Raw genomic sequence first — 13,626 nt, forward strand, 5'->3', positions numbered from 1 at the left:
CGTGCAGCCCTCGGACCGCGACGAGATCCGTGACCTCCTCAAGCGCGTCGCCGTGGCGCTGAAACAGGGCGACGTCCCCTTCGCGCTGTGCGGCGGCTACGCCGCCTGGGTCCGCGGGGCCCCGGAGCCCGACCACGACGCGGACTTCCTGGTGCCGGCGGCGGAGTCCGAGCGGGCGGCCAAGGTGCTGGCCGAGGCCGGGCTGGAGGTCGTCGACCCGCCCGAGGACTGGCTGACCAAGGTCGTCCAGGGCGGCTCGTTCATCGACGTCCTCTGGCGGACCTGCGGCGTCCCGGTCGAGCAGGACCTCATCGACCGGGCCGAGGACATGCCGGTGCTGTCGGTGCACATGCCGGTGCTCGAGGCCACCGACATCGTCGTCACCAAGCTCATGACCCTGGACGAGCACTACTGCGACTATGGGCGGCTGCTGCCGGTGGCCCGGGCACTGCGTGAGCAGGTCGACTGGGACCGGGTGCGCCGCGAGGTGGCCGGCAACGACTTCGCCGCGGTCTTCCTCGTGCTGCTCGACCGGCTCGGCATCGTCGAGCTGCCGGTCAACGAGGGCTGAGCACCGCGACGAGGGCGGCGCCCGCCACCGTGACGACGACGGCGGTGACCAGCAGTGCCAGGCGCGGCACCGCCACGCCCGTCCCGCGGTCGCCGGCCCGCTCCACCGCCCGCGCGCGCAGCGGTGCCAGCCCGCCCAGCACGCCGAGGCCCAGCAGCGCCACCGCGCCGGCCACGGCCAGCCGCACCGGCGCGTTGCCGGTCGCCGCCTCGCGGGCCAGCAGGCCGGCGACGGCGAGCACGCCCAGGCCGGTGCGTTGCCAGGACAGGACGGTGCGCTCCGGCTGCGTCTCCCGGCTCCCGTTCACCCGCGCAGCACCTCGACGCCCACGAGGACGGCCACGACGACGAGGACGGCGGCCACCGCGGCGACCAGCGCCGGCAGCACGCGGCTGGACGGCAGCGGCCGGTCGGCGGTGATCGCCTGCTCGTTGCGCCGCCAGCGCACGTAGCCGCCCACCGCCGCGCCCAGCCCGGTCAGCACGAGCGCCACCGCCACCGCGGCGCTGCCCCAGGGGACGCCGAGGTCGGGGGCGAACTCCGCGACCGCGACCCCGCCGGCGACCAGCGCCAGTCCGGTGCGCAGCCAGGCCAGCAGCGTGCGCTCGTTGGCCAGCGTGAAGCGGTAGTCGGGGTGGTCGGCAGGCGGCACCGCGCCAGGCTAGGTCGGGTCCGGGAGGCGGGCGGCGCAATACCGGTGGGACGACGTCCCTCGGCGACTAACCTGACAGCAGCGGCCGCCCGGGCCGCGCCCGTCCTCCCCGGCCCGGTGCCGGGGCCGCCCGCGACCGACGACTGAGGGATCAACGTGCCCACCGGCAGAGTCAAGTGGTTCAACCCGGAGAAGGGGTTCGGCTTCCTCTCGCGCGAGGACGGCCCGGACGTCTTCGTGCACAAGGACGCCCTCCCGTCCGGCACCAGTGAGCTCAAGCCCGGGCAGCGGGTGGAGTTCGGCATCGTCGCCGGCCGCCGCGGCGACCAGGCGCTGCAGGTACGGGTCCTCGACCCGCTGCCGTCGGTCACGGCGGCGCACGCCGAGCGGTCCCGCAAGAAGCCCGACGAGTTGGTGCCGATCATCGAGGACCTCATCAAGTTGCTCGACGACGTCGGCGAGGGCCTGCGCCGCGGCCGGCACCCCGACCGGCCGGAGGCCCGCAAGGTCGCCTCGGTGCTGCGCGCGGTCGCCACCGACCTGGAGCACTGAGGAAGGACCCCCTTGCCCCCGCCACTCGCAGGCTCGCGGCGGGGCCCGGGACGGGCCGTTCCAGCACGTCACCAGGCTCGCGGCGGGGGCAGGGAGGTCCTTCTTCAGCCCTGGGGTGCGGGCGGGGGCGACTCCGTCGCCGTCCCGCCCCGGGTGCCACCGGCGCGCAGGAAGCCGATCGGCCACGCCCCGCTGAAGCCCTCGCAGTCCTCGACGGCGTCCTCGACGACGACGAGGTAGAACGCCGGTGGGACGACGTCGTTGCTGTTGAGCTCCAACACGGCCTCGCCGGGGTCGACCGGCGCCTCGCCGAGCAGCTCCGCCAGCCCCTCGTCGAAGACCTGCACGCTCCAGCCGCGCTCGGCCACCGCGTCGGGCACGGTGAGCCGGATGGTGGTGTCGGGGGAGACCTCGACGTACGGCGGGGCGGCGTCGTAGCGCTGCCCCTCGCCGTCCACGCAGTACTGCGTGGGGGCGGCCTCCACCCGCTGCGGGCCGGCCTCCACCACGACGTCCTGAGGTCCGGAGGGCTCCGACCCGCAGCCGGCCAGCAGCAGGACGACGGCCGTGAGCGCGACGCGCCTCACGAGAGCCGTTCCAGCGGGTCGGGAACGGCGCCCGCAGGCGGCATCGGGGCGGTCGGCGCCGGCCGACGGCGGCGGGGGCCCCAGAGCAAGAGCCCGACGGCGAGCACGAGCAGCGCGGCGGCGACGGTGAAGCCCAGCCAGCCGGTCGGCGGCAGGGCGATGCCGAACGCGCCACCGACGACCCAGGACAGCTGCAGCACCGTCTCCGATCGGGCGAACGCCGAGGCCCGCAGGCTCTCGGGGACCTCGCGCTGGATGATCGCGTCGAGGGCGACCTTGCCCAGGGCGTTGGCGACGGCGGCCACGCCGGCCACCAGGGCGGCCATCGCGAAGCTGTAGAAGACCGCCGCGACGACGGTGATGGCCGCCGCGGTGCCCGCCGACCACAGCACCACCCGGTCGGGGTCGGCACGATGCAGCCGGGAGCCGACGGCGGTGCCCAGCACGCTGCCCACGCCGGCTGCCCCCGCGACCGCGCCGAGCGCCAGCGTGCCCTGCCAGCCGCCCTCCACCGTGGCCTGCACCAGGAACGCGGAGAAGATCGTCAGGAACCCGCCGAGCCCGCGCAGCGCGGCGTTGGCGCGCAGGGCCACGACCACCCGCGGGTTCACCGGGCGGCGGCGCCCGGTCGCCACCGGCTGCGGTGCGGTGGACAGCACGTCGGCGGGGAGCTCACCCGTGGGGACGTCGACGTGGTGGGGCAGCCGCACCGCGAGCACCGCGCCGCAGCCGAACACCGCGGCGGTGGCCCACAGCAGCCACGGGAAGCCCAGCGCCCAGGCCAGCCCGGCGCCGATCCCGCCGAAGACACCGGCGGTGAGCAGGCCGAACACCGACGTGCGCGCGTTGGCCGACGTCAGCGACATCGCCCCGGGCAGCACGCGGGGGACCACCGCGGCCCGCAGCACGTTGTGCGCCTTGGACAGCACCAGCACGCCCAGCGCCGCCGGGTAGAGCCAGAGGTCGTCGAAGTGGGCGGCCATCACCACCGCCAGCGCGGCCCGGCCGAGCTGGCTGACGGCCATCGCCCAGCGGCGGCCGCGCTGCAGCCGGTCGAGCAGCGGCCCGACCACCGGGGCGACGACCGCGAACGGCGCCATCGTCACCAGCAGGTAGAGCGCCACGTTGCTGCGCTGGGCGTCGGTGGTGGCGGCGAAGAAGAGCGTGCCGGCCAGCGAGACGGCGATCATCGCGTCGCCGGCCATGTGCAGGGCGTTGACCCACAACAGCCTGGCCAGCCCGCTCTGGCCGGCGCCGTCGGCTCGGCTGGCCGTCTGCACCCGGCGGACGGCGGCCCCGGTCAGCTCGCGGGTGCGGGCGGCCGCGACCCGGGTGACCGTCGGCTTGCGCGGCGGCGGGGGCAGCGGAGCGGCCGGCGGCAGGGCCGCGGTCGGCGGCGCTCCGCCGTCCCCGGCCGTCGGCAGCGGGCGGGTGGCCGGCCGCTGCACGCCCAGCGGTGCCGTCTCCGCCCCCGGGGCCCCCGTCGGCTGCGGGCGCCGGCGCAGGGCCCGGCGACGGGCGCCGGGGAGGCGGGGCGACGACACGGGCCCATGGTGCCGCACCCACCTGGGGGAACGCGGACAGCGCCCCCGTGCCTCCTGGCCGCTCCCCGCGTCAGGGAGAATGGCGCCGTGGCCCAGTTCTCCGACCCCGCTGACGCGGGGAGCGACGTGCCCAGCACCGCCGTCGAGCAGGCGCGGGCTGCGGCGGTCGAGACCGCCGGGTCCCCCGACCTGGTCGGCGAGCACCTCGGCGCGACCCCCGAGGCGCCGTCGGCCGTGCCGGTGGGCGAGGACCTCGGCGAGGTGGTCACCCACTCCTTCGCCAGCCGGCTGCCCGGCTACGTCGGCTGGTACTGGGCGGTCACCCTCGCGCGGGTGCCGGGCGAGGAGCAGGTGACCGTCGACGAGGTCGTGCTGCTGCCCGGCGAGCAGGCGCTGCTGGCCCCCGCCTGGGTGCCGTGGCACGAGCGGCTGCGCCCCGGGGACCTCTCGGTCGGCGACGTGCTGCCCTCGACCGAGGACGACCCCCGGCTGGTCCCCGGCTACACCACCGACGACGACTCCGCCGACGACCCCGAGGGTTCCGTCGTCGCCTCCGAGGTCGGTCTCGGCCGGGAGCGGGTCATGTCCCGGGAGGGGCGCGAGGAGACCGCGGCCCGCTGGAGCGCGGGGGAGTTCGGCCCGCGCTCCGCGATGGCACGCCAGGCGCCCGGACCCTGCGGCACCTGCGGGTTCTTCCTGCCGCTGGCCGGCTCGCTGCGGCACGGCTTCGGCGCGTGCGGCAACGTCTACGCCCCGGCCGACGGCCGCGTGGTCACCGTCGACTACGGCTGCGGCGCGCACAGCCAGGCCACGCTGGCGGCCGACGACGCGACCGAGGTCGTGCGCTCCGCCCGCTACGACACCGGCACCTTCGACGTGTTGTCGGACTGAGCCGAGGCTCGCTCCCGACCGGCCGGCTCCGTGGGCGGGCGGCCCGCTCGCAGGCCCCCCGTCGGCCCCGTCGGCCGCGTCCTCCGGACGGGGTCCTCCGTCAGTCCCGGCGGCCGAGCTGCCCCTGCAGGCGCATCACGCCCAGGCCCACGCCGGCCAGCGCGATGCCGGCGACGCAGGTCCAGGTCCACATCCGGTCCACCCGGTCGCCGAGCAGCAGCAGGACCACCAGCGCCACGACCCACACCGCCGTCCCGGCCAGGACCACCCGCACGGTGTTCACACGCAGCGGGGGAGGGGCCTGCTTGGCCGGTCGGGGCACGCCCTGACCCTAGGACCTGGGGTCCCCGGGGCGCGTGTCACCTGGTCGGAACACGGGTGTGGCACGCTGTCGCCGCTCATCGCAGTCCCCACCGGTCAGCCGGCGCGCTCCCCCGCCGCACGCTGGCCCGGCCGCGCGCCCGGAGAGTCGTCATGGCAGAGAAGTCCCGCCCGTCCACGGGCAGCACCACGGACGGCGGCACCCCCGCCGACGTCGCCGTCGGGGCCCGCACCCCGCGGCGCAGCGACGGCCCGCGGGTCAGGCCCAGCAACGGGCTGGACCGCTACTTCGGCATCAGCGCCCGCCGCTCGACGACGGTCCGCGAGGTCCGCGGTGGTCTGACCACCTTCTTCACGATGGCCTACATCGTGGTGCTCAACCCGATCATCCTGTCCGGGGCCGACATCACCGGCGCCTCGCTGCCCTTCCCGGCGGTGGCCGCGGTCACCGCCCTGGTGGCCGGGGTCATGACGATCCTCATGGGCGTCGTGGGCCGGTACCCCTTCGCCGTGGCGACCGGCCTGGGCATCAACGCGGTCGTCGCCGTCTACGCGGCCACCCAGCTGTCCTGGCCCGAGATCATGGGCCTGGTCGTCCTCGAGGGCCTGCTCATCACCGTGCTGGTGCTGACCGGGTTCCGGCGGGCGGTCTTCGAGGCCATCCCGCCGCAGCTGAAGACGGCGATCGCGGTCGGCATCGGCTTCTTCCTCACGATCATCGGGCTGGTCGACGCCGGCGTCATCCGGCCGGGCAACCCGCTGATCAGCTTCGGCGTGGGCGGCCAGCTCGCCGGGTGGCCGCTGCTGGTCTTCGTCGTCGGGCTGCTGCTCACCAGCGTGCTCGTCGTCCGCCGGGTGAAGGGCGCGCTGCTCATCGGCATCGTCGTCTCCACCGTGCTGGCGATCGTCGTCGAGGCCGTCGCCGGGGTGGGCGGGCGGTTCGACGCCGAGGGCAACGAGGTCAACCCGCGCGGCTGGGCGCTGCAGGTGCCGAGCCTGCCGGACGAGGTCGTCAGCGCGCCCGACCTCTCGATCGTCGGGGACTTCTCGCTGTTCGGCGGCTTCGAGCGGATCGGCGTCATCGCCGCGCTGCTCATCGTCTTCTCGATCATGATCGCCGACTTCTTCGACACCGTGGGCACGGTGACCGCCGTCGGCGCCGAGGGCGACCTGCTCGACGAGAAGCGCAACCTGCCCCGGTCCCAGCCGGTGCTGCTGGTCGACTCGCTGGCCGCCGCGGCCGGCGGTGCGGCCAGCGTCTCGTCCAACACGACCTACATCGAGAGCGCCTCCGGCGTCGCCGACGGGGCGCGCACCGGGCTGGCCAGCGTCGCGACCGGCGCCCTGTTCCTCCTGGCGATGTTCTTCACCCCGCTGGTCTCCGTCGTCCCCTCGGAGGCGGCCGCCCCGGCGCTGGTGATCGTCGGTGCGCTGATGATCAGCCAGATCCGCAACCTCGAGTGGGACGACATGTCGCTGGTCATCCCGGCGTTCCTGGCGATCGCGCTCATGCCGTTCACCTACTCGATCACCAACGGCATCGGCGCCGGCGTGGTCAGCTACGTGCTCCTGCGGACGGCGGTCGGCCGCCACCGCGAGGTGCACCCGCTGATGTGGCTGATCGCCGTCCTGTTCGTCGTCTACTTCGCCCTGGAGCCGCTGCAGCAGCTGTTCTGAGGGAGGACCCCGTCCCCTCACCCCTCGCACGCTCGGGCCGAGCCTCGGGACGGGGCCGGCAGATCCCTAGTTAGGCTGGGCAACCGTGAGCCGGACGACGCTGGACACCGCGGCGCTGGCCCACGACCTGCGGCTGGCCGTGATGCGGTTCTCCCGCCGGCTGCGCAACCAGCGGGTCGACACCTCGGTCACGCTCACCCACCTGGCGGCGCTGTCCACGCTCAAGCGGCACGGCCGGATGAGCCCCGGTGAGCTGGCCGGCCACGAACGGGTCCAGCCGCCGTCGATGACCCGCGTCGTCGTCGCGCTCGAGGGGATGGGGCTGGTCACCCGGAGCCCGCACCCCACCGACGGGCGGCAGGTGGTCATCGACCTGACCCCGGCCGCGGAGGACCTGCTCGGTGCCGAGGCCCGCGCCCGCGAGGCCTGGCTGTCCGGCATGCTCCAGCGGCTCACCGCCGAGGAGCGGGCGGTGCTGCGCGAGGCCGCGGTCATCATCGACAAGCTGGCGAGTGGGTGAGCAGGGGCACTGCGGACTCGGGGGCCTTCCGGTCGCTGCGCGTACGCAACTACCGGTTCTACGCCGCGTCCAACCTGGTCAGCCTCACCGGGACCTGGATGCAGCGCATCGGGCAGGACTGGCTGGTCCTGCAGCTCTCCGGTGACAACGGCGTGGCCCTCGGGCTGATCACCGCGCTGCAGTTCGGCCCGACGCTGCTGCTGGGCCTGTACGGCGGGGTGCTCGCCGACCGCTACCCCAAGCGTCGCATGCTCGTGGCCACCCAGACGCTGATGGGTCTGCTCGCCCTCGTCCTCGGGCTGCTGGTGGCCACCGACGGCATCGAGCTGTGGCACGTCTTCGTCCTCGCCGGCGCCCTCGGCTCGGTCTCCGCCGTCGACGCACCGGTGCGGCAGGCCTTCGTCGCGGAGCTGGTCGGCCCGGAGCTGCTGCCCAACGCGGTCAGCCTCAACTCGACGATCTTCAACGGCGCCCGGCTGGTCGGCCCCGCGGTCGCCGGGCTGCTCATCGGCGCGGCCTCGGGCGACACCGCGCCGGCCTTCCTCACCAACGCGGCCAGCTTCGCCTTCACCATCGGTGCCCTGCTGTGCATGCGGACAGGTGAGCTGCACTCCAGCCCACCGGTCGCGCGGGCCCGGGGCCAGCTGCGCGAGGGGCTGGCCTACGCGTGGTCGCGCCCGGACCTGAGACTGGCGATGGGGCTGGCGCTCCTGCTGGGCACCTTCACGTTCAACTCCCAGGTCACCATCGCGCTCATGGCCCGCGAGGTGTTCGGCGTCGGCGCCGAGGCGTTCGGGCTGCTGACCACCTGCTTCGCGGCCGGGTCGTTGTCCGGCGCGCTGCTGTCCACCCGGCGGACACGGCGCCCGCTGCAGCGGTTCCTCGTCGTCGCGGCGGTCGTCTTCGGGCTGTTCTCCATCGTCTGCGGGTTGATGCCCACGTACTGGTCGTTCGCGGCGCTGCTCGTGCCCACCGGGGCGGCGGGCCTGGTGTTCAGCGTGGCCAACAACAGCTTCGTGCAGCTGGGGGTCGATCCGCAGCTGCGCGGGCGGGTCATGGCGCTGTACTTCACCTGCTTCATGGGTGGCACGCCGCTGGGCGCGCCGTTGATCGGCTGGGTCTGCGAGCGCTTCGGTGCGCCCTGGGGGTTCGTCCTCGGTGGCGCGGTCGCGGTCGCTGCGGGGGGTGTCGCGGCGGCCTGGCTGGCGCGCGGACGACGGGTCCGGCTGGAGGCGCACGTCGTCCCTCCGCGGGTGCAGCTGCACGTGGGGCCGCGGGCGGTGCCGCGGGCACCGGTCCGGGCCGTTCCCGAGGCGGCGTCGGCCGAGGCGCCCGGGACGCCGACCTCCCCCTGACGCCGTCGGTCCGTCGTACCGTGACGGCCACCACTCTCGAGTCGTCCGCGGAGGCGGCATGGGGACCTCGCTGCTGCACCTCGGCGCCATCGTCGCGGGCGTCGTCGGCTCGGTCGCCCTCATGGGCTGGCTGGCCCGCCTGGTGTTCGGGTCGGCGCGCCTGCCGCAGCGCCTCCGCCGCCGGGAACCGGTCGCGCCGGCGGGCCGTCCGCTCGAGCGGGTCGCCGCCGACCTGCGCCGGCTCGGCCGCCAGCTCGCCTCCGTGCCGGCGGGGGCGCCGATGGCCCGCCGCCGGGGACTGCAGGCGGCCTACGACGACGTCCTCACCGAGGCGGCCCGCCTGCTGGAGGTGCCGCACGCGCTGGACACCGTCCCGGCCGGACGGCCCCGCGACGTCGAGCGGCTGCGGCTGCAGGCCGCGCTCGCCGACGCCGGCCTGGCGGTGCCGGACTGACCGCACCACGGCCGCGGCGGCTGTTCTTCGCGGTCACCCCGCCGGCCGAGGCCCTGGCCGACCTGGACCAGGCCCTGGCGCCGCTGCGCGAGATGCCGGGCGCACCGCGCTGGACGCCGCCGGACCGCTGGCACCTGACGCTGCTCTTCCTCGGCGCGGTCCCGCCCGATCGGGTGGCTGAGCTGGTGGCCGCAGCGGCGCCCGCGGTGGCGGCCACCCCGTCGATGACCCTCCAGCTCGCCGGCGCCGGACGGTTCGGCTCGCGCCGCCGTCCGCAGGTGTTCTGGGCCGGGGTCACGGGTGACGGCGATGGGCTGGGCGCCCTCGCCGGCCGGCTGGCCGCCGTCGCCCGGGGGCTCCGGATGCCGGTGGAGGAGCGGCCGTTCCGTGCCCACCTCACCCTGGGCCGCTGGCGGCCGGGCCGGCCGGGGGACGGCGACCTGCCCGACCGGCTGGCCGGCTACCGGGGGCGCGACTGGCCGGTGACCGAGGTGGAGCTGCTGGAGAGCCACCTCGGTCCTGCGCCGCGGTACGACCGGGTCGCGGCCTGGCCGCTCGGCTGAGAGAGGACCCCGGCCTCCTCACCGGGGAAGGACACCGTCCTCCCCACCCCTCGCGAGCTCGGGGCGGTGCCCGGGACGGGGCCAGCGGCGAGCCTCTGGACGGGGCCGCGACGGGACCTCACCAGGGGCCCGGAGTCCTCCCTAGACGACGGGGCCGGGCACCGGGGAGGTCGCCGCGGGGTCGGGCGCCTCGCCGGGCTCGAGGAGCTCGGGGTCCTCGTCGTCCTCCGGCTCCTCTTCGTGCGGCGCCTCCTCCTCGACCTCGCCGTCCTCGCCCTCGGCGGGCTCCTCCTCGGCCGGCTCGTCCTCCGGCGCCTCGAAGGCCCGCGGGTCGATGGCGTCGGCCCAGAGCAGGAAGTCACCCATGGAGTACCCAGGGCCGGGGTCGAAGCCGGGGTTGGCCGTGAAGTACGAGGTGGTGTCGCAGGCCATCAGGCCGAGGACGACCTCGGCGACGATCGTGCCGCCGACCGGGCCCAGGCGGTTGCCGCCGAGCAGCTCGGCCTCCTTGAGCACGTAGAACCAGAGCGGAGCCTTGCCCTTCCAGCCCGGGTCGGTGAGCCCGAGCTGCTGGTTGGTCAGCGGCTCGAGGCCCATCGCGACGGCGACGTCCTGACCCGCCGGCAGGCCCAGCCGCTTGCCGCGCAGCAGGTTGCGCTCGGCCAGCGAGACGATCGCCCCGGCGGTGGGGGCCACGACGGTGGGCGGCAGCGTGGACAGCGGCAGCGACAGCTGGGTGTCGATCTTCCGCGACATGTTGCGGTCGTCCGGCGTGCTCATGCCGGGGATCTCGAAGAAGTAGTTCCAGTCGATCCACAGGTCGGCCGGGACCGGGCGGTTGCCGCGCAGGTCCTGGTGGCCCTCGTTGGCGAAGATCGGCACGGTGTGCTGGTCGTGCACCTCGTACTCGGCCCGGATCATGCTGTGCCCGAAGCGGTACGCGGCGCCGGAGTACTCCACCGGCATGTAGGGCTTGCGCGGGTTGCGCGGCTTGTAGAACCGCCCGACGAACTCGATCGGCCCGCCGCGGCGGCGGCGCACCAGCCGGTCGACGACGTCGCGGCCGACGATGCGCGGCAGGTAGTCGTTGACGATGAGCCACTGGTAGTGCCAGCGGACCAGCTGCTGGGCCTGCTCGAACGTCTTCCCCTCGTCGCGCAGCTTGTTGTGCAGCCGCAGGAAGACCGCGTGCAGCTGGGCGACGATGAGGTTCTCGTCGTTGCGCGGGTCGCCGAGGTAGGCCGCGCCGACGTCGTCCCGGGGCAGGTCGCGCACGCCGTCGTGGTCGTTGCAGAGCAGGTGGCCCGGCCGGGCCGGGTCGTAGAGCTCGGGGCTGCCGGCCGGTCCCTTGCCGTACACGCTGGCCAGGTCGAAGCGGGGCGTGTCGTAGTTGGTCATCGCCCGCGGGTCCTGCTGCTGCTGGGTCAGCGGGGTCTTGTCCAGCGTCATGTCGTGGTCGATGAACTGGCCGAGGTAGATGTAGCCGGCCGGGATGCCGGCGATGTCGAAGGCGACGTCGGAGTCCTTGACGTCCGACAGCGGCGCCTTGCCGTCGTTCATGGCGACGGCGAGCGCGGTCAGCAGCGCGTCCGGCGGCGAGAAGGCCGGCAGCTTCTTGAACATCACGCCGAACCGGGCCTCCTTGTCCCGGCCCGCCCGCACCGCGATGTCGCTGCCGCGCGGGTTGCCCACGGCGTGCGCGCCCCGGGCGGCCCGCGGACGGCGCGCCGGCGGCGGAGGCGCGGGCGTCGACGTCGGGGCCGGCGGACGGCGGACCGGCGCCGCCAGGGCGGTCCCGCTCATGACCGGCAGCGCCGCGATGCCCGCCAGCCCGGCGAGCACGGCCCGCCGCGACACCGCGCTGCGCGTCGTCCCGCCGTCCCCGGCTCCGCTGAACGGGCACACCCCGGCCGTCTCGTCCCCGTACCCGTGCACGCGCACCCGCCCCCCGGCGTCGGAGAGCCCGCCCCCACCGGCCGCTCTCGTCGGTCCCGAGGCTCCGGGGGAGGGCAGGGGGCCGGGCACACGCGGCAGAGGGGGACCCCGTCCCCCAGTCCTGGGGGTCCGGGGGACGGCGTGTGGCGCTGGGTGACAGTGCGGTGACTGTCAGCGGCTAGCGGGCCGGCGGGGTCACCAGGCGTACTCCATCGGCGCCTCTCGGTAACCGGGGAAGACCTCGTCGAGCCGGGCGAGCTGGGCCTCGTCCAGCCGCACGTCGAGGGCCCGCAGCGAGCCCTCGAACTGCTCCATCGTGCGCGGCCCGACGATCGGTGCGGTCACCGCCGGCCGGTGCAGCAGCCAGGCGAGCCCGACGTCCGCCGGCGCGTACCCCCACGCGCGGCAGGCGTCCTCGTAGGCCTGCAGCGCGGGGCGGTGCCGCTCGATGCGCTCGCGGTTGCGCTCGAGGTGGCGGCGGTCGCCGGCCTGGTCGCCGAGGACGCCGGCCAGCAGGCCCTGCGCCAGCGGGCTCCACGGGATGATGCCGACGCCGTAGTGCTGCGCGGCCGGCAGCACCTCCAGCTCCACGTGCCGGGTGAGCAGGTTGTAGTGGGACTGCTCGCTCACCAGGCCCGGGAAGTGCCGGCGGGCGGCCGCCTCGTTGGCCGCCGCGATCTGCCAGGCGGCGTGGTTGGACGACCCGACGTAGAGCACCTTGCCCTGCGCGACCAGCGTCTCGCAGGCCTGCCAGATCTCCTCCCACGGCGTGGACGGGTCGACGTGGTGGAACTGGTACAGGTCGATCCAGTCGGTCTGCATCCGCCGTAGCGAGGCCTCGCAGGAGCGCACCAGGTTGCGCGCCGACAGGAACGTGTCGTTGGGCCAGTCGCTCATGCCGCCGTACACCTTGGTGGCCAGCACCGTCTTGTCCCGGCGCTCGCCGCCCTGCGCGAACCAGGTGCCGAGGACCTCCTCGGTGCGACCCTTGCCGGCGTCGAAGCCGTAGACGTTGGCGGTGTCGAAGAAGTTGACGCCCTCGGTCAGCGCCCGGTCCATGATCGCGTGGGCGTCGGCCTCGTCGGTCTTCCAGCCGAAGTTCATCGTGCCCAGGCAGAGCCGGGAGACCGACAGGCCGCTGCGCCCCAGGTGCGTGTACTCCATGGAATCCCACCCTGGCAGGCTCCCGGGCGTGCCGCAGACCCATGGGACCCCGTCCGCCTTCGACGCCGCGACCACCGTGCGACGTGCCGAGGGCGGTGGCCTGGTCGCCGACCTCGACCCCGGCTGGGACGTCGGCGGCGGCGTCCTCAACGGCGGCTACCTGCTGGCGGTGGCCGCCCGCGCCGCCGTGCTGGACAGCCCGCACCCGCACCCGGTCGCGCTGTCGGCCAGCTACCTGCGGGCCACCGCCGCCGGACCGGCCCACCTCGCCGTCACGCCCGGCCCGGCCGGGCGCACGCTGGCGCACTCCTCGGTGCTGCTCACCGGGGAGGCCGGCCCGTCACTCGCCGCCCAGGTGACGACGGCGACCCTCGGCACCGAGCCGGCCGAGTACTTCGTCAACGCCGCGCCGCAGGTGCCCGACCCCGACGAATGCGTCGTCACGCGGACCACCGGCGCCGGGCCGGCCGTCGGCCTGGTCCGGCGGATCGACACCCGGCTCGACCCCGCGACGGCGGGCTGGACGGCCGGTCGGTTCTCCGACCACCGGGTGCTGCGGTCCTGGATCCGGCTGGCCGACGGCGGAGCGCCCGACCCGTTCACGCTGCTGCTGTTCGCCGACGCCCTGCCGCCCACCGCCTTCGCCGTGGGCCGGACGGGCTGGGCGCCCACCGTGCAGCTGCAGGTGCTGGTGCGCGCGCTGCCGGCGCCGGGCTGGTGCCTGGTCGAGTCGCGCTCCACCGAGGTGGCCGGCGGCTGGTCGGACGAGGAGTGCCGCATCTGGGACGCCACCGGGCGGCTGGTCGCGCAGGCCCGCCAGCTGGCGCGGGCGGCGCGCTAG

At 75.3% G+C, this 13,626-nt stretch carries 16 protein-coding genes; 9 read left to right on the plus strand and 7 right to left on the minus strand.

The genetic code is table 11. The features are described 5' to 3' along the window. Position 1 precedes the first annotated feature (1 nt). Entirely contained in the window at positions 2-571 is a 570-nt protein-coding gene (locus tag GOBS_RS04015) for a nucleotidyltransferase family protein (RefSeq protein WP_012947014.1), read from the plus strand. Here the strand turns inward: GOBS_RS04015 and GOBS_RS04020 are convergent. Both GOBS_RS04020 and GOBS_RS04025 read right to left on the minus strand, forming a co-directional pair. Beyond that, entirely contained in the window at positions 558-878 is a 321-nt protein-coding gene (locus GOBS_RS04020) for a DUF202 domain-containing protein (protein ID WP_012947015.1), read from the minus strand. The genes GOBS_RS04015 and GOBS_RS04020 overlap by 14 nt on opposite strands. Further along, a complete protein-coding gene (locus tag GOBS_RS04025; protein ID WP_012947016.1) occupies positions 875-1,222 on the minus strand; it encodes a YidH family protein in 348 nt (115 codons plus the stop codon). Before GOBS_RS04025 ends, GOBS_RS04020 begins: the two co-directional genes overlap by 4 nt. Before the next feature lie 156 nt (positions 1,223-1,378). On the opposite strand from GOBS_RS04025, the gene GOBS_RS29930 reads away from it, so the two are divergent. Next, positions 1,379-1,774: a cold-shock protein gene (locus tag GOBS_RS29930; protein WP_012947017.1), complete on the plus strand. Its 396-nt coding sequence runs from the start codon at positions 1,379-1,381 to the stop codon at positions 1,772-1,774. A gap of 104 nt (positions 1,775-1,878) precedes the next feature. Here GOBS_RS29930 and GOBS_RS04035 read toward each other — a convergent pair whose 3' ends face one another. Together GOBS_RS04035 and GOBS_RS04040 are read right to left on the minus strand one after the other, a co-directional pair. Then, positions 1,879-2,361, minus strand: a complete 483-nt coding sequence (locus GOBS_RS04035; RefSeq protein ID WP_012947018.1) for a DUF2771 family protein — start codon at positions 2,359-2,361, stop codon at positions 1,879-1,881. Continuing rightward, entirely contained in the window at positions 2,358-3,905 is a 1,548-nt protein-coding gene (locus tag GOBS_RS04040; protein ID WP_012947019.1) for an MFS transporter, read from the minus strand. Before GOBS_RS04040 ends, GOBS_RS04035 begins: the two co-directional genes overlap by 4 nt. A gap of 87 nt (positions 3,906-3,992) precedes the next feature. Here GOBS_RS04040 and GOBS_RS04045 point away from each other — a divergent pair, with 87 nt between their 5' ends. Next, a complete protein-coding gene (locus GOBS_RS04045; protein ID WP_012947020.1) occupies positions 3,993-4,796 on the plus strand; it encodes a DUF3027 domain-containing protein in 804 nt (267 codons plus the stop codon). A gap of 100 nt (positions 4,797-4,896) precedes the next feature. Here the strand turns inward: GOBS_RS04045 and GOBS_RS04050 are convergent, their stop codons facing one another. Further along, entirely contained in the window at positions 4,897-5,118 is a 222-nt protein-coding gene (locus GOBS_RS04050; RefSeq protein WP_012947021.1) for a DUF2530 domain-containing protein, read from the minus strand. 152 nt (positions 5,119-5,270) lie between these two features. On the opposite strand from GOBS_RS04050, the gene GOBS_RS04055 reads away from it, so the two are divergent. The 5 genes from GOBS_RS04055 (at position 5,271) to thpR (ending at position 9,686) form a co-directional block, all read left to right on the plus strand. Beyond that, positions 5,271-6,794, plus strand: coding sequence for an NCS2 family permease (locus GOBS_RS04055; protein WP_012947022.1), 1,524 nt, complete (start codon positions 5,271-5,273; stop codon positions 6,792-6,794). Positions 6,795-6,879: 85 nt separating this feature from the next. Next, positions 6,880-7,314: a MarR family winged helix-turn-helix transcriptional regulator gene (locus GOBS_RS04060; protein WP_012947023.1), complete on the plus strand. Its 435-nt coding sequence runs from the start codon at positions 6,880-6,882 to the stop codon at positions 7,312-7,314. Next, complete coding sequence (locus tag GOBS_RS04065; RefSeq protein ID WP_012947024.1) at positions 7,311-8,669, plus strand: MFS transporter; 1,359 nt, start codon at positions 7,311-7,313, stop codon at positions 8,667-8,669. Before GOBS_RS04060 ends, GOBS_RS04065 begins: the two co-directional genes overlap by 4 nt. A gap of 58 nt (positions 8,670-8,727) precedes the next feature. Beyond that, positions 8,728-9,123: a hypothetical protein gene (locus GOBS_RS04070; protein WP_012947025.1), complete on the plus strand. Its 396-nt coding sequence runs from the start codon at positions 8,728-8,730 to the stop codon at positions 9,121-9,123. A 20-nt stretch (positions 9,124-9,143) separates the two neighbouring features. Continuing rightward, on the plus strand, positions 9,144-9,686 hold the full coding sequence (gene thpR, locus GOBS_RS04075) for an RNA 2',3'-cyclic phosphodiesterase (RefSeq protein WP_166487556.1): 543 nt from the start codon (positions 9,144-9,146) through the stop codon (positions 9,684-9,686). 141 nt (positions 9,687-9,827) lie between these two features. Here thpR and GOBS_RS04080 read toward each other — a convergent pair whose 3' ends face one another. Next, entirely contained in the window at positions 9,828-11,627 is a 1,800-nt protein-coding gene (locus GOBS_RS04080; RefSeq protein WP_012947027.1) for a peroxidase family protein, read from the minus strand. A 189-nt stretch (positions 11,628-11,816) separates the two neighbouring features. Then, on the minus strand, positions 11,817-12,785 hold the full coding sequence (locus GOBS_RS04085) for an aldo/keto reductase (RefSeq protein ID WP_012947028.1): 969 nt from the start codon (positions 12,783-12,785) through the stop codon (positions 11,817-11,819). A gap of 28 nt (positions 12,786-12,813) precedes the next feature. Between GOBS_RS04085 and GOBS_RS04090 the strand changes: the two genes are divergently transcribed. Next, positions 12,814-13,626 (plus strand): thioesterase family protein, encoded by an 813-nt coding sequence (locus GOBS_RS04090; RefSeq protein WP_012947029.1) that lies wholly within the window; start codon positions 12,814-12,816, stop codon positions 13,624-13,626.

The organism is Geodermatophilus obscurus DSM 43160 (genome assembly GCF_000025345.1).
Classification (GTDB): Bacteria; Actinomycetota; Actinomycetes; order Mycobacteriales; family Geodermatophilaceae; genus Geodermatophilus; species Geodermatophilus obscurus.

Bases quoted from the DNA above. Each gene is read 5' to 3' on its own strand.
- GOBS_RS04070 (WP_012947025.1), top strand. From the start codon at position 8,728: ATGGGGACCTCGCTGCTGCACCTCGGCGCCATCGTCGCGGGCGTCGTC.
- GOBS_RS04055 (WP_012947022.1), top strand. From the start codon at position 5,271: ATGGCAGAGAAGTCCCGCCCGTCCACGGGCAGCACCACGGACGGCGGC.
- GOBS_RS04085 (WP_012947028.1), bottom strand. From the start codon at position 12,785: ATGGAGTACACGCACCTGGGGCGCAGCGGCCTGTCGGTCTCCCGGCTC.